Source organism: Acinetobacter sp. 789_lipA, from assembly GCF_058242845.1.
The window spans coordinates 2,736,562-2,753,988 of record NZ_JBZAYS010000001.1 but is presented as its reverse complement, the minus strand read 5'-3'; the positions used below and the strand labels follow the sequence as shown (position 1 = coordinate 2,753,988).

General features: G+C 41.3%; 15 protein-coding genes. 12 read left to right on the top strand and 3 right to left on the bottom strand.

Features of this window, described 5'->3' with window-relative positions; all coding sequences use genetic code 11:
* The first annotated feature begins 155 nt into the window (after window positions 1-155).
* The 9 genes from ybaK to AC4CUZ_RS13420 all read left to right on the top strand — a co-directional run bounded on the left by ybaK (window position 156) and on the right by AC4CUZ_RS13420 (window position 11,990).
* Window positions 156-623 (top strand): Cys-tRNA(Pro) deacylase, encoded by a 468-nt coding sequence (gene ybaK, locus AC4CUZ_RS13460; protein ID WP_126036314.1) that lies wholly within the window; start codon window positions 156-158, stop codon window positions 621-623.
* A 418-nt stretch (window positions 624-1,041) separates the two neighbouring features.
* Window positions 1,042-2,826 carry an IucA/IucC family protein gene (locus tag AC4CUZ_RS13455; protein WP_490747758.1) on the top strand — a complete coding sequence of 595 codons (1,785 nt, stop codon included), beginning with the start codon at window positions 1,042-1,044 and terminating at the stop codon, window positions 2,824-2,826.
* Window positions 2,819-4,270, top strand: a complete 1,452-nt coding sequence (locus AC4CUZ_RS13450) for a lysine N(6)-hydroxylase/L-ornithine N(5)-oxygenase family protein (protein ID WP_490747757.1) — start codon at window positions 2,819-2,821, stop codon at window positions 4,268-4,270. Before AC4CUZ_RS13455 ends, AC4CUZ_RS13450 begins: the two co-directional genes overlap by 8 nt.
* Window positions 4,267-6,102: an IucA/IucC family protein gene (locus AC4CUZ_RS13445; RefSeq protein ID WP_490747756.1), complete on the top strand. Its 1,836-nt coding sequence runs from the start codon at window positions 4,267-4,269 to the stop codon at window positions 6,100-6,102. The genes AC4CUZ_RS13450 and AC4CUZ_RS13445 overlap by 4 nt, the downstream gene beginning before the upstream one ends.
* Before the next feature lie 28 nt (window positions 6,103-6,130).
* Entirely contained in the window at window positions 6,131-6,775 is a 645-nt protein-coding gene (locus AC4CUZ_RS13440; RefSeq protein WP_490747755.1) for a GNAT family N-acetyltransferase, read from the top strand.
* The gene (locus tag AC4CUZ_RS13435; protein WP_279698588.1) at window positions 6,772-7,152 is read left to right on the top strand and encodes a hypothetical protein; all 381 of its coding nucleotides are present in this window, start codon (window positions 6,772-6,774) and stop codon (window positions 7,150-7,152) included. The genes AC4CUZ_RS13440 and AC4CUZ_RS13435 overlap by 4 nt, the downstream gene beginning before the upstream one ends.
* A complete protein-coding gene (locus AC4CUZ_RS13430) occupies window positions 7,140-8,399 on the top strand; it encodes an MFS transporter (protein ID WP_490747754.1) in 1,260 nt (419 codons plus the stop codon). The genes AC4CUZ_RS13435 and AC4CUZ_RS13430 overlap by 13 nt, the downstream gene beginning before the upstream one ends.
* A 15-nt stretch (window positions 8,400-8,414) precedes the next feature.
* Window positions 8,415-10,688: a TonB-dependent receptor gene (locus tag AC4CUZ_RS13425; protein ID WP_490747753.1), complete on the top strand. Its 2,274-nt coding sequence runs from the start codon at window positions 8,415-8,417 to the stop codon at window positions 10,686-10,688.
* Between the two features lie 75 nt (window positions 10,689-10,763).
* Window positions 10,764-11,990, top strand: coding sequence for an MFS transporter (locus AC4CUZ_RS13420; protein WP_490747752.1), 1,227 nt, complete (start codon window positions 10,764-10,766; stop codon window positions 11,988-11,990).
* A 19-nt stretch (window positions 11,991-12,009) separates the two neighbouring features.
* Here the strand turns inward: AC4CUZ_RS13420 and AC4CUZ_RS13415 are convergent, their stop codons facing one another.
* Both AC4CUZ_RS13415 and AC4CUZ_RS13410 read right to left on the bottom strand, forming a co-directional pair.
* On the bottom strand, window positions 12,010-12,711 hold the full coding sequence (locus AC4CUZ_RS13415) for an LrgB family protein (protein ID WP_490747751.1): 702 nt from the start codon (window positions 12,709-12,711) through the stop codon (window positions 12,010-12,012).
* 9 nt (window positions 12,712-12,720) lie between these two features.
* The gene (locus AC4CUZ_RS13410) at window positions 12,721-13,137 is read right to left on the bottom strand and encodes a CidA/LrgA family protein (protein WP_490747750.1); all 417 of its coding nucleotides are present in this window, start codon (window positions 13,135-13,137) and stop codon (window positions 12,721-12,723) included.
* A 100-nt stretch (window positions 13,138-13,237) separates the two neighbouring features.
* Between AC4CUZ_RS13410 and AC4CUZ_RS13405 the strand changes: the two genes are divergently transcribed.
* From AC4CUZ_RS13405 to AC4CUZ_RS13395, 3 genes are all read left to right on the top strand, one after another.
* On the top strand, window positions 13,238-14,137 hold the full coding sequence (locus AC4CUZ_RS13405) for a LysR family transcriptional regulator (RefSeq protein WP_279691392.1): 900 nt from the start codon (window positions 13,238-13,240) through the stop codon (window positions 14,135-14,137).
* Window positions 14,138-14,342: 205 nt separating this feature from the next.
* Window positions 14,343-16,484: a bifunctional mannitol-1-phosphate dehydrogenase/phosphatase gene (gene mtlD / locus AC4CUZ_RS13400; protein ID WP_279691390.1), complete on the top strand. Its 2,142-nt coding sequence runs from the start codon at window positions 14,343-14,345 to the stop codon at window positions 16,482-16,484.
* A gap of 134 nt (window positions 16,485-16,618) precedes the next feature.
* A complete protein-coding gene (locus AC4CUZ_RS13395; RefSeq protein WP_078389734.1) occupies window positions 16,619-17,107 on the top strand; it encodes a winged helix-turn-helix transcriptional regulator in 489 nt (162 codons plus the stop codon).
* A 2-nt stretch (window positions 17,108-17,109) separates the two neighbouring features.
* Here the strand turns inward: AC4CUZ_RS13395 and AC4CUZ_RS13390 are convergent, their stop codons facing one another.
* Window positions 17,110-17,421 carry a TusE/DsrC/DsvC family sulfur relay protein gene (locus AC4CUZ_RS13390; protein WP_078389733.1) on the bottom strand — a complete coding sequence of 104 codons (312 nt, stop codon included), beginning with the start codon at window positions 17,419-17,421 and terminating at the stop codon, window positions 17,110-17,112.
* Window positions 17,422-17,427: the final 6 nt, after the last annotated feature.

Here is a 17,427-nt window from a genome sequence, read left to right as displayed (position 1 = left end):
CAGCGATAACAAGCTGCATACATAGTTGACATCGAACTTACAGTCATTGATTCGTTGAGTGCCTGTAAGTTCGATGATCATGATAGGTGTACCGCTAAACTTTCTTTTTGAATAGGCATATAATGCCGAATATGTAGTGAAAATATTGAACAGAAATGACACCTGCAACTAAACTTTTAAAAGCCAATAAAATCGATTTTTCTATTCATGAATATGAACATGATGCCAATGCAAAAAGCTTTGGGCTTGAAGCCGCAGAAAAATTAAATCTACGTGTCGAAGAGGTGTTTAAAACACTTTTAGTGACCGATGAAAAAAACTATTTTGTTGCGATTCTTCCTGTACATCATCAGTTAAACTTGAAAAAAGTTGCACAGGCAGTGGGGGCAAAAAAACTAAAAATGTCCGACCCTAAAGATGCAGAACGACTGACAGGTTATTTGGTCGGTGGGATTAGTCCTGTTGGACAGAAAAAAAGGTTAAAAACCGTGATCGATCAAAGCGCACAACAGTTGGAGAAACTCTATGTCAGTGGGGGGAAGCGCGGCTTAGATATCGGTTTAAAACCTCAGGATTTAGCAAAAGTACTTTCAGCCACTTTTGCTGATGTACTGGATGAATAAAGAACAGTGAAGTCTTCACTTCTTCGTCCCTATTTGATTTAAGTCTTGAGCTCTTTTGAGTATTAATTCGAGCACAAATGAAAGCCCATTCAGTCACCTGAATGGGCTTTTCCTTATGAAATATAGGGAAATTTTATAGTTCGAATCAATTATAAATTCATAAACTATCATTTAAAGCTATGGTGTAATTTCGTATAGGCTTTATTAGAAAAACTGATTAAATTTTTAAAAGTATTAAAAAACAATAATATATGTTGGTGTAGTGCGTATATTTTCAAAAGTAAACAAAATTGCAAAGATAAATGATAATAATTACCATTAACATACTTTCTGCAGCGTTGGTCAACGTGAACATCTTTAAGAAACATAATTACATGAAATGAGCTTGGAATAAGCTTTAAAAAGAGGAAATGGTCAGATGAAAGAGCTAGCCAATCGCTTGGCGATGCAGCATCTTGTCAATGCATACTCACAAGAAACAGGCCAAGCGAGCTTGTTTGAGAAGTATCAACAAAATTCAACTCAACTCGCGTTTAGCCAAGGTTTGACGCTGTTATCTTTGCCGCTTAGTTTAATCCAAGCACAGCTTTTTGTTCCGTTAAGCTATGTCAGTCGTGTTGGGCGACATCGTATTGCGGCTTTACCGCAAATTTTTCAAAAAGGCCAAAAGCTTAACTTTAGCGCAGTAGCCATGGTCAGTCTGTTACTAGAAGAGTTAGTGCAACAATCCGAAGGCCGTGTCGATGCTGCATCCTTGGTTGAGCGTTGGATTCAAAGTCGTGATGCATTACAACAGTTTTTAAATATTCGGGCAGAGGATTTTGATGCGCTAGTACAGCTTGAACAAGGTTTTATAGAGTCTGAACAGGCTTTGATTTTAGGTCATAGCATGCATCCCGCACCGAAAAGCCGAACAGGTTTTGTCCATGAGGACTGGCAAAAATATTCACCTGAAGCTTGTGGTCAGACCCAGCTGCATTATTGGCTGGTGGCATCTGAATATATTGCAGAAGGAACAGCGCTTGAGCAGGCTTTTTCAATACAACTTAAACAAGAAATCAAATGGCATTTGTCTGAATCGGAACTTGAAACCTTAGCTGCATATGCACATTACAAACTGCTACCACTGCATCCGTGGCAAGCCCGCTATTTGCAAAGCAAAGTATGGTTTAAAAGTTTAAAAGCTAAACTGAAAATCATCGATTTGGGTGAAAAAGCATGGATATTTTCACCAACCACTTCTGTACGTACTTTGGCGAGTTTTAACGCGCCGTGGATGCTGAAACCTTCGCTTTCAGTGATGATTACCAACTCTATTCGCGTCAATTTAGCAAAAGAATGTCACCGCGGTGAAATGACGCATCGGCTTTGGCACAGTGAGTTAGGGCAAAGTATTTTAAAACAATATCCAACTCTAAAAGCGGTCAATGATCCGGCGTGGATTGCTCTTCAGTTGGATGGTGAAATCATCGATGAAACGATTTGTATTGTACGTGATCAGCCGTTTACTCCTGAACAGCAGGTCACGTGTATTGCTTCATTGTGTCAGGATCATCCGGTAGAAGATCGCAATCGTTTTAATGCATTATTTGATCAGATTGCATCTCAACAAAATTTAGATGATAAAGCGAAAATTGCTCTTGATTGGTTTAAGACCTTTTTAAACATCAGTCTGACCCCGCTAATGTATGTTTACCATCGTTATGGTATGGCCTTTGAGTCGCATCAGCAAAATGTCTTGGTTGAGTTGAAAGATGGCTGGCCACAGTGGCTATGGCTATGGGACAATCAAGGTTTTTATTATATCGAAGAATTCGCAGATGAAATTTTACAACAATTTCCAGAACTGCATGATAAAGCCCATGCGGTAGGTTCAAAGACTTTTGTCGATGAACGTTTTAGTTATTATTTCTTTGGCAATACCTTGTTTGGCATCATCAATGCCATCGGTGCAACAGATTTTGTAAGTGAGCAAGATTTACTGTCTGTTTTACAGCAACACCTCTTTGACCTGTTGAAGCAGTATCCAGACAGTAGTTTGATTCAAAGTCTGTTGTATCAACCGACGTTGCCTTATAAAGGTAATTTACTGACTCGTTTATATGAACTGGATGAATTGATTGCACCCGTTGAAAATCAGTCTGTCTATATTCAGTTAGCCAATCCGCTGTATATCAAACAAAAGGATGCTCTCTATGCTTGATTTTATTGCGATTGGCCTTGGGCCATTTAACTTAAGCCTTGCCAGCTTGCTGCATGAAAAGACTGAATTGCACTATCTATTTTTTGAAAAAAAAGCGCAGTTCGACTGGCATGCAGGTATGCAACTTCCCAATACGGTCTTACAAGTTCCATTCATGGCGGATTTGGTGTCGATGGTTGATCCGACCAGTCCGTTGAGTTTTTTGAATTACCTAAAATCGCAGCAGCGCTTATATAAGTTCTACTTCCTTGAGCAGCCGCATATTCCGCGCCGTGAATATAACCATTATTGCCAATGGGTGGCAGATCAACTGGGTCATATACAGTACCAGTCAACGGTGAAGGCCATTTATGCCAAAAGCGAAGGTTTTGAGGTGGTGGTTGAGCAAGGTGGCCGTTTTATTCGTTATTTGTGTCGAAACTTGGTGATTGGTTCGGGCAACCAGCCTTATTTGCCTGAATGTCTGCGTAAGTTACAACAACAAGCCCCTGAAAAATGTATCCATTCAGCAGAGTACTTAACCCATAAAAAAGGCAAGCTCAAAGGCAATGTTGTGGTCTTAGGCTCAGGACAGTCTTCTGCTGAAGTCTTTTTAGATTTGTTTGATCAGCAGTATCAACATGATGGTGTACCAACGGCTAACTTTAAGTTGCATTGGCTGACGCGTTCCAATGGCTTTTTTCCGATGGAATATGCACCATTGGGCTTGGAACATTTTAGTCCGAACTATACCCAATATTTTTATAGACTCTCAGAAACACAAAAAGCAGCGCAGTTAAAAGATCAAGGTTTGCTGTACAAAGGTATTAGTGCCAAAACCATACGTGAGATTTACCAAAAACTTTACCACCGTAGTATTGCCTCTGCTGCACAAGCAACGCATTTGCATGCACAAATTCAGTTGCTTGATGCTGAGTTACTGGAAAGTCAGTACATTCGCTTGAGCCTTGAACATACTGTAACCAAGCAACGTTTTTATATGGATGCTGATTTTGTAGTGGCATCTACAGGTTATTACAGCCCTGAGTTTTCATTTTTAAAATACTTAAAGCCCTTCATTGCAACAGATCAAGCGGGGCGTTGGAAGGTGAGCCAAGACTATCGTTTGCAGCATACAGCAATGGGGGAAATTTATGTGCAAAACCAAGAAATGCACAGCCATGGTGTAGGTACACCAGATTTAGGCCTAGGCGCATTTCGTGCTGCGACCATCGCCAATCAGCTACTAGGTTATCAGCTTTATGAACTGGACAGCAATGAACAGACGTTTCAGCATTTCAGACCTGAACAGAACCCTGAAATGTATGTGCAGAATGACACATCTATTAGACGAACAGCAGCTTTAGCACCATCGATTCCTAAATCAAAAAATATTGAGCAGCGCAAAATACAAACAGGGTCACATCCCTCCATGCAGCCTTATACATTCGAGAAAATCATATGAGCTTTGCACAACTTCAAGTGAATCAGAAACAGTGGCGTTTGGCAGGACAGCGCTTAATAGAAATGGCGATTGCTGAATTTTTATATGAAGAAATTATTCAAGTGGCCCATTTAAAGGACAATCGTTACCAGCTGACGTTGGATGATCAAACCTATACTTTTAAAGCACAAAACTATTTATTGGGACATTGGCAGATTGAGGAGGGTTCAGTACGTGAGTTGAGCGTGGTTGAAGACCTGCCTGCATGGAACTTACATACTTTTATTCGCGCGTTTTCAAATCAAACCGAAGTTAAGCCTTTTACCAAGGCATATCTCATCAAAGAAATGAACAATACGTGGTTAGCCGAGGCGCATTTATTTGATGAAAGTCGTTTAAGCAGTGAAGCAGCATTGACGGCATCGCATCATGAAATTGAAGGTATGCTCCGTGGTCATCCGTGGTTGATTATGAGCAAAGGTCGTATGGGTTTTGGTTATGACGACTACTTAAGTGCCGCTCCTGAACTTTCGCCAACGGTCAAAGTGCTGTGGCTCGCGGTGCATCGTGATTTGGCAGAGTTCCGTTCCACCGAGGAGTGGCAAGCAGGGAGACTTTATCAACATGAGTTAAGTGCAGAAGAACTCGCAAATTTTGAACAAAAATTACATGAGAGAGGTTGCTCTTGTGGTGATTATTTCCTCATTCCAGTACATGCATGGCAGTGGCATCAATGGTTAGTGCCAACTTATGCCAATGAAATCGTGGATCAGCGCATTATTGAACTAGGCGTTGGGCAAGATGACTATGTACCTATGCAGTCGATTCGTACGCTTTGCAACATCAGTCAGCCTGAGCGTCATTATGTCAAATTGCCTGTCAGTATCTTCAATACTGCGGTGTATCGTGGGTTGCCGTCTAAACGAAATTTAGCAGCTCCAGCCGTCACAGCTTGGTTAAAGCAGATTCAAACTCAAGATCCAGACTTGAAACAGTCTGGCGTTGCATTCTTAGGTGAAGTGGCAACTTTGACTATTCATCAGCCTTGTTTTGATCAGATTGAAGGTGCGCCGTATCAGTTTAAAGAACTGTTTGGATGTTTGTGGCGTGAAAGTGTAGATCCAGTGATTGGAACAGGTGAACAGGCACTTTCTCAAGCGGCTTTATTACATCGAGACATCAACGGACAGTCGATATTAGCCGTGTTGATTCAAGCGTCAGGTTTGAGTCCATTACAGTGGTTAAAACGCTTTGCCGAAGTCTCTGTTACTCCACTCTTAATCTGCTTGTACAAATATGGCTTGGCTTTTTCTCCACATGGGGAAAATACCATGCTTATTCATGCCAATGGCGTACCGCAGAAAATGGTGCTGAAAGACTTTATTGATGATGTCAATTTGGTTGATGAAGACTTTCCAGAATTGGCAAGTTTACCTATTGAAGGGCAAATTTTACTGCGTCATCCTGCGCATGAACTCAGCCATTTTATTTTCACTGGGCTGTTTATGGTGCATTACCGTTATATCTGTAATGTATTTCTACAAGACTACCCTGAGCATAGCGAAGTTGAATTTTGGCAGACCATTTCATCTGTCATTGATGCTTTTCATCAGGCACATCCAGAGTTGGCAGAACGCATCGAAAAATTTGCCATGTTTAGAGCCGAATTTGAAAAAATTTGTTTAAACCGAGTGCGTCTATTTACCACCAGTTACAACGACGAAGCAGAACGTCCTGTCCCGGTATTTTTAGATCCAATTGCCAATCCTGTCAGCCCTGAAACCTTAAAACGATGGTCAGCGCAGGTGTCCAAGTCAACTGACGATACAACCACAAAGCGTATTGCATCATAAAAAACCAAAAAATTTAGCAGGCTACCATATGAAAACACTTTCACAGCAACTTCCCGATTTCTACGAATACTATGAGAATGAGACGCAATTTTACTTGCGCCAAGTACAGTATCCGCAGGACTTAGCACTGTTACATAAATGGATGCATGAGCCTCATGTTATTCCACAGTGGCAGCTGAATAAGTCTGAAGTTGATCTCGCGGTGTATTTTGAAAAAATGCTGGCCGATGACCATCACCGTTTGTTGATCGTTGGGGTGGATGGACAGGATGTGGGCTATACCGAAATCTATGAAGGCAAGCGTGACCGTCTAGGACGTTATTACGATGGTGATGATTTAGACCTCGGTTGGCATTTATTGTTTGGTGAAAAGTCGGCTTTCGGTAAAGGCTACTTGCGTCCAGTGATGCGGCTATTAGGTTTTTATATTTTTGAAAATGCACCTTCCGACAAAATTGTCGGGGAGCCTGACCATACGGTTAAACCCTATGCCGCAGTGGTCGAAGAAATGTGCTATGAGGCGCAGTGCTTGATCCCGATGCCTGAAAAAACGGCCATGTTGTATTACTGCTTTAAACAAAAATTCTATGAAAAATTTGGAGGGTATTTAACTGATTCAAATGCATTTATGCAAAACCCTAACCCACTCAATAGGACTGAGGAACTTACATGAGCTATAGCTCAGAACATATACAAATCATGGACATGCGCTTTTCGGCGCATGTCACTGTCGCTGAATTTGAACAATGGCTCAGTCAAGTCGAACGTTTTTTCTTAAAAAAACAGCACTTTGTTTTGGTCATGCAAATCGATATCGGTACGGAATTTCCTGAGGAATACCGTCAATTGCAAGCGGTTTGGTACAAAAAATACAAACAACTTTTTTTTCAATACTGCTTGGGTCTGGTTCGAATTGCACAAGACCCAACCGATCAAGAACGACTGAATACACCTTCACTGCATGCTGCATGGCGGGTGCCTTACTACGTCACACTTGATCATTCTGATGCACTGCAATGGGCAGTGCAGAGGTGGATATGCAAAACCTAAATACACAAAGAGCAACAAGCCAAATCTCAGCTTTGAGCTTAGCCGTTGTCATTGTTTTATATCTGGCACATGCCTTGCCTTTGTATTTTTACAATGTGGCATTACCCGCTATTTTGCGACATCAGGGGGTAGATTTACGTTGGATTGGAATGCTGTCGCTGCTTTATATTCCATGGGCCTTTAAGTTCTTATGGGCACCACTCATTGACCGACTTTATATCATGAAGTTAGGTAAACGAAAAACATGGCTGCTCTTTACACAAGTAGCCCTGGTACTTGGAGTATTGGCCTTGGCCTTTACCCAGTTCTCTTACGGACTGGTGGTGTTTGTTGTGATTGGCTTGTGGATTTCAAGCTTTGCGGCGACCCAAGACATTGCCATAGATGGTTATACCGTAGAAACTTTTTCAGCGTCTGAATATCGTCTAGGCAGTATGGCTCAGAGTATAGGGATCGCTTTGGGGAGTATGTTGGGGGGTGCAGCGACATTATGGCTATACCAATATTACGGTTGGGAAAGCGCATTGGTGTGTTTAGCACTCATGACCGCTTTAACGATGTTTGCTGTTTTTTATATTCAAGAAAATGCAAACGAACAGACAAATATTGTCAAACAAGCGCCTAGCTTAGCCCGTGCTTTCAAACGTCCTGAAATTTTATCTGCCTTGGCACTGATCCTGTGTTATCGCGTGGTAGAAGCACCAGCAATGGCGATGCTCAATCCAATGCTGATTGACCAAAAATGGACGCTTGCCCAAATTGGGGTGCTGATGTCTGTAATTGGCGCAGGTGTTGGTTTGTTGGCGGCTGTGAGTGCCGCATTTTTATTGAAAAAAATTCAGGCTACACAGTTGCTTATTTGGGCGGGGTGGTGCCGAACAGCATTGTATGGGGTGATTGGCGCAGCCATTATTTTGGGCTGGTTAAACCATTGGCATTTGCTCTTGGGGGGATTTGTAATTGTTATGCTTGCGATTCGTTATGTCGCGATGACTTCATTATATGCCTATTTCATGCAAAGCAGTTCCAAAGAACAGGCAGGCACGGACTTCACCATCTTGGTGTGTTTTGAACTGTTGGTTTATTTCATCGGGGGAGCCGCATCGGGCTTTTTAGCCAAATCACTTGGCTATGGCAATTTTTATGTGGTGTTGGCGGTTGCATCTGTAGTCAGTGTACTACTGAGCCAATACATCATTGCACGTCATCAAAAAACTCAACAAAAACTGTTGAATCAAGAAGTTTAATAAAAGGAAAAAGAAATGAACCGTTTTATGTTACCTATGCAGTTGACTTGTTTAACACTGGCTGTATGTACACAGTTATATGCTCAAGATAACGTTCTAACAAATTCAGCAAGTCAGACAAGCGGTGTTGAAGCCCAACAAAAAGAAACCACACAACTTGCACCGATTGTGATGACAGCAACCCGTTCTGCAAAGAGTATTGCGGACATTGCAGGCACTGTTTATAGCATCGATCAAGCTGAAATTGAGAAACAGGCCAACGCAGGTCGCTCAACTGCTGACATTATTGGCTTTTTAATTCCTTCATTAACACCAAGTTCAGGCACAACCAGTAACTACGGGATGACCATGCGTGGTCGTGCGGTGCAATACATGATTGATGGCGTGCCTCAGACAGGTTCTCGTGATAGCTCACGTCAGTTGAATAGCATCAGCCCAAATTCGATTGAACGTATCGAAGTGGTATCAGGTGCAAGTAGTATCTATGGTGCAGGTGCGACAGGCGGTATTATCAATATCATTACAAAAAAAGGTAGTGATGATGCACTGAGCTTTGAATCTAAACTCGGTGTGACGTCTGGTGATAATATCCGTAGCGATGCTATGGCATATGAAGCATTCCAATCGGTTGCCTTTAATCAAGGTGATGTAAGTGGTTATTTGGGTGCGAGTTATAACAAACGTGGCGAATTTCAAGATAGTCACGGTGATCGTATTGGACCTGAGGTTGCCCAGACTGATCGTCAAGATACAGAAACTGTCGATGTGAATGGTCGTCTAAGTTGGCAATTTACTGACAATCAAAAGCTAAGCTTTGGTGCGCAATATTATAATGATGAGCAAGATAGTGAGTATGGTCCTGATTATGGTACAGGCTTAGCTGTCCTGTTTGGTGCGGAGCCGACTTTAAATGCTGTAAAAGGTTTAGATCTCGATACTCAGCCAAGAACCAAACGTTCGAACTTTAATCTGCAATATGAGCATCAAGATTTATTAGGGCAGATATTAAATGCGGAAGCTTATTATCGTTCAGAAACAGGGCGTTTTTATCCAAGTGCAAATTATTTAGCACATTCTGCAATTCCAAGTGGTGGTACATATATCGTAACGCAATCTGAAACTGATATTGATGTATGGGGCGCTCGACTTGCTTTACAAAAAGCCTTTGATCTGGGTAGCCGTAGTCTAAACCTAACTTATGGTGTGGATTATGATTTTGAGCAAGGTTCTCAGACTGCACAACAATATAATCTTGGAACCTTTATGGCGAGTAATGGTTTGACACTCGATCCACAAAATGAATATGCCTTTGGTCCAGATGTTGATACGTCGAAATTTGGTCTTTTCTTACAAACACAATTCGATGTTACGGATCACTTAAATCTACAAGCTGGCATTCGTCATGAGCGTATTGATAGTGAAGTTCAGGACTCGATTCCTTACAGTGAAGCGATGGTTGCAGATGCTATTCCAACATATACACCAGTTGCTTTAAATGGTGGTACGATCAAACATGATGCAACATTATTTAATCTTGGTGCTGTATATCATTTGACGGATGCTCAACAAGTTTTCGCAAATTTTTCTCAGGGCTCAAGTCTACCAGACATTCAACGTATGCTTCGTGATGTACCCGCAAATTTTACTGTGAATAGTCAAACTATTGATCCAATTAAAGTCAATAACTATGAGCTGGGATGGCGTGTACAAGCTGAAAACGGTTTAAATGCAAGTGTCACCACTTTCTATAATGACTCAGATAAAAGTTTAAAGTTTGGCCGTCCCAACTACACGATTGAAGTACTAGATACCGATGAGCGCGTTTATGGTGTTGAAGGAAATCTGTCATATCGACTGCAGCCAAATTGGACAGTGGGTGGAACCATGGCTTACACCCGCGGACAATTTAAAAATACCGCAGGAAAGTGGCAAGAGCTAGATGCAATCCGTGTTGCACCACTAAAAGGCACGGCATTTTCTGAGTGGCAGTTTAACAACGATATGAGCCTGCGCGTTCAATCTCTTGCTATCGGTGGTACAGATAAAGCCAAAAAAGATGCGGTAAAGTATGGTTCAACGCTTCCTGCTGAAATCAAAGGTTTCGCAACAATGGACGTTATAGCCAATGCCAAAGCAGGTCCTGGTACTGTGGGCTTTGGTGTGTATAACGTATGGAATGCAGACTATAAAACTGTATTTAGTCAGGCTGTCGCACCAACCTATGGCGCCATTTCAAGCTTAGCTGCTCAAGGTCGAACCTATGGTTTGAGCTACACATTAAAATACTAATTGCACAACCAGAGGTAGCTTTCAGCTACCTCTTTGCTTTGTAATCTCGCTTTAAGAAATGGTTTAAATAATAAAATGAATAGCAATAACAAAATCTTTATTGCAGGCAGCCTTGCCAATGGCGCTTGTTTTTCGATGATTTTACCTTTACTTGCACCGTTTATTCGGCAACTGGGGCTGACGGAACTGCAAGGGGGTACATTGGTTTCGGCTGGTGCTTTGGTGATGGCCATCTCAGCTATTTATATTTCTAAACAAACCCAAAAATTTAGTATTTATCAGCTTTTAAGTATCGGTTTTATCGGTATGGCGATCACTTGGGGCTTATTTGCGGCGGTACTCAGTTATGGGCTGAGTTATGCCATGTCGTTTATTGTTTTGTTTAGCTTACTCATATTGACACGTGCCAGTACTGGCTTTTTTATGGCGATGCCACAAATTGCGCTGCAAAGTTATGTTATGACGGCTTTTCAAAGTGAACAGGAACGTAGCCAGAATATGGCGAAGTTTGGCGCGCTGAACAGTTTAGGCGTGGTGATAGGTCCTTTAGCGACGACATTATTGTTGACATGGAGCATGTTGACACCATTGTGGGGTGCAGTGGCTATTCTAACGGCTATGGCGGCTTGGATTGTACTAGGCTTTCAAGGGAAGCAAGCGTCACAGACACAAGAACGGGACGAAACCACAGCGAAATTACAAGACGTGTCTACAGAAAAGCTGCAATGGTCAAAGTTAGGGATTTGGTTATTGCTGGGCTTTAGCTTATATGTCGCTATTGTTACCCTGAATTTAACTGCGGGTTTTTATATCCAAGATCGATTCCATTTTGATACCTACCAAAGTGCAATGTATTTTTCTCAGTGTTCATTGATTGTGGGGATAGCACTGGTTTTGATGCAACTGGCGATTTCAAAATGGTTTAAATGGTCAATTAAACAATTACTTTGGATCGGTCTTGTGACGATGGTTTTAGGTTTATTACTTTCACTGAGTGCCAGTCAGATTTGGACTTTCCAAGCAGCTTATATTTTTTATGGTATCGCCGTGGCCTGTTTAATTCCAGCTTTTACCACGGGGGCAGCGCAAACCGCACCAGCCACGCTACAAACTAAAATTGCCAGTTTATGCACAGCTACGCAAGCACCGAGTTTCGTTTTTGCACCTTTACTAAGTACAGGCTTATATCAATGGAATCAACATTTACCCTATTATTTTTTATTGGCGTTGATGACGGGGCTGATGATGTACTTTAGCTTTAAACACATACAAACCAACAAGGATTTAAGTAGCATGGCTTGAGATCCTTTATCGAAGATGATTAACCAAGAAGATAAACGACAGCGTGAATTAAACTTGGGCCAAACAGCACCATGAAAATACCGGCCAAAACCATACTGAGGCAGGCCGCGACACCTTCTTCTTTATGACGTCTGAAAGCAGTACTGGTACCAAAACCATGTGCGGCACTACCCAATGATGCACCTTGAGCAAATTTAGAATCCAATTTTAGAACAAGCAATACGCTGTTAGCCAAGAGTCCACCAACGATACCCGTAATCACAGTGAATAATATCACCAGCTCGACTGAGCCTCCGACGGCTTGCGTGACTTCCATGGCAAAAGGGGTAGAGATAGAGCGGCTCATCAGACTGTAACTGGTCACAGCATCAAAATGGAATAAACGTGCCAAGTAAAAAGAGCTGACTACGCCAACCAACATACCCACGATTATGCCTAAAGCAATTGAAAAAGCATGCTGTTGAATGACTTTGCGATATTCATAGATTGGGATGGCAAATGCGACCGTTGCAGGACCTAACATCCAGACTAACCATTTGCTGTAATACATATAGTTGTCATACTGAATGTTGAAAAACACCAGACACAAAATAATCAGGCAGGGAATAAAAACCGCTGGTGAGAGCAATACATACGGGTGTTTCTGATAAAACTTTTTACCCCAAAGATAGGCCAATATAGTTCCGATAAAACAGATCAAGGCAACGAAGTGAATATGCATGATCGTTCCTTAAATGTGACTTTTCAGCTGATGTGATTGCTTCGGCTTTTTTTGAAACTTGGCCTCAAGCTTAAAGCCCAAGAAAACACAGTAAGCAGTGCAGGTCATCACGCAAATCGTCCCAAGGACAATAGATAAAACCAGTTGCCAACCTTGGGTGAGAAAAAGATGTTTATATTTGATTAAGCCAATAATACAGGGAATAAAAAACAACAACAGTTCAGCTAAAAGCAAATCCGAACCTGACTTAATCCAGTCCAGCTTAAATACACCCGCTAACAGAGAAATAAGTAAAAGCGTTAGACCCACGACCCCACCTGATATCGGTAAAGACAGGGCGATTTGTATCAGCGTTCCGAGATACCAAATCCCAATCAGCAAACCTACTTGAAGAGTAGAACGATAAGGCAATTTGAACGAATGCATTGGAAGACCACAGGGTATAAGTTGTTGGTGTTATTTTAAGTTTGACCTGATCGTGTAATTATGAATAATAAAATAATAATTATGCTTAATTGGAATAATTTTGGATTTTAAAGCGCTAAAAATATTTGTGCAGCTGGTGAAAAGTCACAGTTTTAGTCTTGCAGCGGAGGAGCTATCTGTAACTCAACCCACTATTAGTAAATCTTTAAAACAGTTAGAAGACGAGATAGGACTGCCTCTATTTCATAAAGGCGAGGCAGGGCGTAAGCGAGAAGTCAAACTGACCTATATGGGAGAACAAGTCTATCTGCATGCCCTGCAGATTTTACAGCAAGAACAACAGATCTTTGAAGCAGCAGATCAAATTCGTGGGCTGAAACAAGGTGTGCTGAGATTGGGTTTACCACCTTTAGGTTCAGTACTGCTGAGTTCCTTAATCGTTAAATTTCACAAATTGTATCCCAACATTGAATTGAACTTTTTAGAAGTCGGCGCGACAGGCATTGAAGAAGCCATTTTGGCCAAAAAAATTGACGTTGGGATTTTATTGGGCGAGTTAAAACCCAGCATTCAAGGCATTCAAATTATCGATTCACCGTTGTGTTTGCTTTCCAACTACGATTCACAGTGGAGAAAGCGCAATGTGGTGCAGTTTGCTGAACTTAAAGAAGAGTCATTTTTACTGTATGCAGACACCTTTACTTTAAACCATGTGATTCTAGATGCGGCGATGGCGGCTGGTTTTGAACCCAAAGTGTTATGCAAAAGTAGCCAGTGGGACTTTATTGCCAAAATGGTCGAGTCAGGTGTCGGTATTGCTTTATTGCCGCAAATTTATTGTGAGCAGTTAGATCGCGCAAAATTCAGTGTCAGTTTAGTGGAACAACCCAGCTTACGTTGGAACTTAAATATGGCATGGAATTCAACCGTGGTGATGAATCCTGCAACACGTGCATGGTTATCGATCATTGATGAATATAAAGATCAAATTCATTTTTAGATATTTCATCTTCAGACACGCTTTATTAAAAAATGATCACTCTGGTTACGTTTTGATTACCTAGTGTTACCTTATGCTTACAAAAAAATGTCTAAATACCAATTTATTGATTAATAAGTAAACAAAAATGTTTCATAAAATCAGATCAAAGTCTCTGTGCCCGATTTTTGTATAGTCTAAGTGCAAACATAAAAACGGAGGCTAAATGTTTAAATTTAAGAATGATATTGTGCACGGTGCGCTTTTTGACATGGATGGAACAATGTTTGATACCGAGCGTTTACGGTTTCAAACCTTGAAACAGGCATCCAAAGAGCTAATTGGGGTCGAGTTTTCAGATGCCTACCTTATGGCATGTTTAGGCTTAAGCGCCCGAAGTGCGGAAGCCTTGGCGCAAAAGCAATATGGACAGGAAGTTCCCTATGCAGAGATTCGTAAACGGGCAGATGAATTAGAATTAGAAACAGTGCGCCAATATGGTGTGCCGATTAAAAAAGGTTTGGTACAAGTTCTAGAACGCTTACGTAAAGCAGGATTACGTATGGCTGTGGCGACCTCTAGTCGAAGAGCGATTGCTGAAGAGTATTTAATCAATGCCAATGTTTATAAGTTTTTTGATGTTTTGGTCTGTGGTGATGAGGTTGAAAAGGGGAAACCACATCCTGAAATTTTCTTAAGTGCAGCGCAAAAACTGAACCTCGAACCTGCGCAGTGTTTCATGTTTGAAGACTCAGAAAATGGTATCCGCTCGGCACATGATGCTGGGGGAATCTGTGTACTGTTCAAAGATATTAAAGAACCCAATGCAAGCATGTTGGCACATGCCAATTATTATTTTGAAAATATGTATGACTATCTAACGGAATTAGATATCTACAGCTCACATCTGGAAATGTCTAATTTACAAGAAAGCTTTCCTCAAACTTTAAATCAACTAACTGTGGGGATTCATGGATTTGGTGCCATTGGCGGAGGCTATATTGCACAAATCCTGTCGCATTGGGATGGCTATACGCGTCCTAAAAAAATCTATGCGTCTACACGTAACAGTTTATACCGTTCAGCCGTAAATGCTTTTGGCGCATATTGCATACGTTATGGACAAGTGTCTTATGATGAACGTATTGAAAATATGCATATTATCGATGCTGAAGATTTACAGCAAATGCATGCCATGTACGTCGAGTCGAGTTTAATTGCGATTTGTTTAGCTGAAAATGCATTAGCCAGTGAAGCTGCAACCATTGCACAGGGCCTCTATGCACGCTATCTGGCGCAAGACGAGCAAGTTAAAACTCCACTGACGCTGTTAATTATCTTAAATAAAATTGGTGCTAAGCAGTTGGTTCTAGAGCAAGTGCGTAAAACATTGGTAGAGTTAACAGACCATGCTGTTGCTGACTTTATTTTAGAGCAGCACTATTTCTGCGATACGGTGGTGAACCGTATGGTGTCTAAGCTGAGCGATAAAAATCTATATCGTCAATTATGCATTAAATACAATATTTTTAAGCAATATCAACTTGATGACGAGAGTAATCAAATTGAAGTTGAAGATGTTAGTAAACTGAGTGCAGAACAAGAGCGCCGTGCCAGTGAATATGTAGAAGATTTAAGACAAAATTTTCAACCGAGTCATATTTTACAACATATGGATTTAATTCTTTTCAATGCTGAAATGGATATGCCGATCTATGTGGAAAACAAAAGTCCCTTACTCAGTAAAATGCGTCAAATGATCTTGGTAGATCAAATTTCAGATATTCAACTTATTAAAAACCGTTTATGGAATGGCGTACATGCCATGACTGCATGGTATGCAAGCCTACTCGGGCATCAGACCATTGGTGTAGCGATGGGCGACCCGCGAGTACAGTACTACGTTGAAAAACTGCTTGCAGAAGTAACGCAGGGTCTGACGCATTACCTGCCAAAACGCAAAAATGATTTAACGCGCTTAGCCCGAAGTTTTGATCAGTCTTGCCAGTATGCCTATAAAGATCCATGTAGTCGGGTTGGGCGTGATCCACTGCGTAAGTTGAGTGCATTTGAACGTGTATTTTCATCGGTCGCGTACAATGTCTCGCATGGATTTTCTTTTGAAGCACTATTAAGTGGTGCGATCTTTGGCTATTTGTATTTGATGGAAGAAGAGGAACAGCCCATAGATCTGTTGTTAGGGCATTTGAAGCAACAACTTCAACAGATGAACCTGTCAAAAGCGCACAAAAAGGCGCTGTATTATGTTATTCAAAAACGTCTCAATGAATATCAAAAAGGTGAGCTGGGAATGGAAGACTTTATGATCCCTGACCAACCTCAAAAGGCTGAAATGAGCTGTGCTTAAGCCTTCATGACGTTCAGATGTCTTTGAGCCGACTAAAATGTGGAAACACCATAAGAAAAGCTGGGTAAAAAGAGCTTTTCTTATGGTCTTAAATCTTTTAACGTTAGACCTAAGAGAGACTTGGTTTTTTTACAATGAAATGGGATGAGATCGGGGAACAACCGTGTTCAATTGCACGAACGCTGTCAGTGATTGGCGATCGGTGGACGATGTTGATTTTACGAAATGCATTCTTGGGTGCACGCCGTTTTGAAAGTTTTCAACAAAACTTGGGTGTCACTCGTCATGTGCTTTCTGAGCGTTTAAAGCGTTTGGTTGAACATGATATTTTGGAGAAAAGACCCTATACAGATCGTCAAGAGCGCTTTGAATATTGTCTGACTGAAAAAGGTTTGGCTTTATACCCAGTACTGATGTCCATGGCAATATGGGCCGATCAATGGATGGACGAAGGCTTAGGTCGTCCCGTGCAATTTATTCATAAAACCTGTGGGCATAGCATTCAGCCACATTTGGTTTGTAACGAATGTGGTGATGCCATACATGCCAAAGACATCAAAGCGATACCGACACAGGTTTATGTCGATGCTTTAGCTGTTCAATCAGACGTTAAACAAGCTTAAGTTTATAAACAGTTTGCAGGTTTTGGCACGCCTGCCAAACGACTCAGATGGCGCGCTACAAGCCCAGTATTAAACTTTTCTTGTAGTATGGCATTATTGATGTCTGCACGGACTGTCTTCATTAAAAACTTAATCAGTGGACGTGTTGCAGGTGAGTGTCCAAACTGTTGGTAAAACTGACGTACTGCCATGAGGATTTCAAAGTGCCAATCAGTCAATTCAAGCTCTAAAGATTTTGCTAGCTCTTTTGCAACCTCTTGATTCCAAATGGTGTAATCAACCAAATGACCATCTTGGTCTAATTCTAAATTCATCTAAAC

Coding starts and splice junctions, on each gene's coding strand:
- AC4CUZ_RS13395 (WP_078389734.1), top strand. CDS start 16,619: ATGAAATGGGATGAGATCGGGGAACAACCGTGTTCAATTGCACGAACG.
- AC4CUZ_RS13390 (WP_078389733.1), bottom strand. CDS start 17,421: ATGAATTTAGAATTAGACCAAGATGGTCATTTGGTTGATTACACCATT.
- AC4CUZ_RS13415 (WP_490747751.1), bottom strand. CDS start 12,711: ATGCATATTCACTTCGTTGCCTTGATCTGTTTTATCGGAACTATATTG.
- ybaK (WP_126036314.1), top strand. CDS start 156: ATGACACCTGCAACTAAACTTTTAAAAGCCAATAAAATCGATTTTTCT.
- mtlD (WP_279691390.1), top strand. CDS start 14,343: ATGTTTAAATTTAAGAATGATATTGTGCACGGTGCGCTTTTTGACATG.
- AC4CUZ_RS13440 (WP_490747755.1), top strand. CDS start 6,131: ATGAAAACACTTTCACAGCAACTTCCCGATTTCTACGAATACTATGAG.
- AC4CUZ_RS13455 (WP_490747758.1), top strand. CDS start 1,042: ATGAAAGAGCTAGCCAATCGCTTGGCGATGCAGCATCTTGTCAATGCA.
- AC4CUZ_RS13435 (WP_279698588.1), top strand. CDS start 6,772: ATGAGCTATAGCTCAGAACATATACAAATCATGGACATGCGCTTTTCG.
- AC4CUZ_RS13430 (WP_490747754.1), top strand. CDS start 7,140: ATGCAAAACCTAAATACACAAAGAGCAACAAGCCAAATCTCAGCTTTG.
- AC4CUZ_RS13420 (WP_490747752.1), top strand. CDS start 10,764: ATGAATAGCAATAACAAAATCTTTATTGCAGGCAGCCTTGCCAATGGC.
- AC4CUZ_RS13410 (WP_490747750.1), bottom strand. CDS start 13,137: ATGCATTCGTTCAAATTGCCTTATCGTTCTACTCTTCAAGTAGGTTTG.
- AC4CUZ_RS13445 (WP_490747756.1), top strand. CDS start 4,267: ATGAGCTTTGCACAACTTCAAGTGAATCAGAAACAGTGGCGTTTGGCA.
- AC4CUZ_RS13450 (WP_490747757.1), top strand. CDS start 2,819: ATGCTTGATTTTATTGCGATTGGCCTTGGGCCATTTAACTTAAGCCTT.
- AC4CUZ_RS13425 (WP_490747753.1), top strand. CDS start 8,415: ATGAACCGTTTTATGTTACCTATGCAGTTGACTTGTTTAACACTGGCT.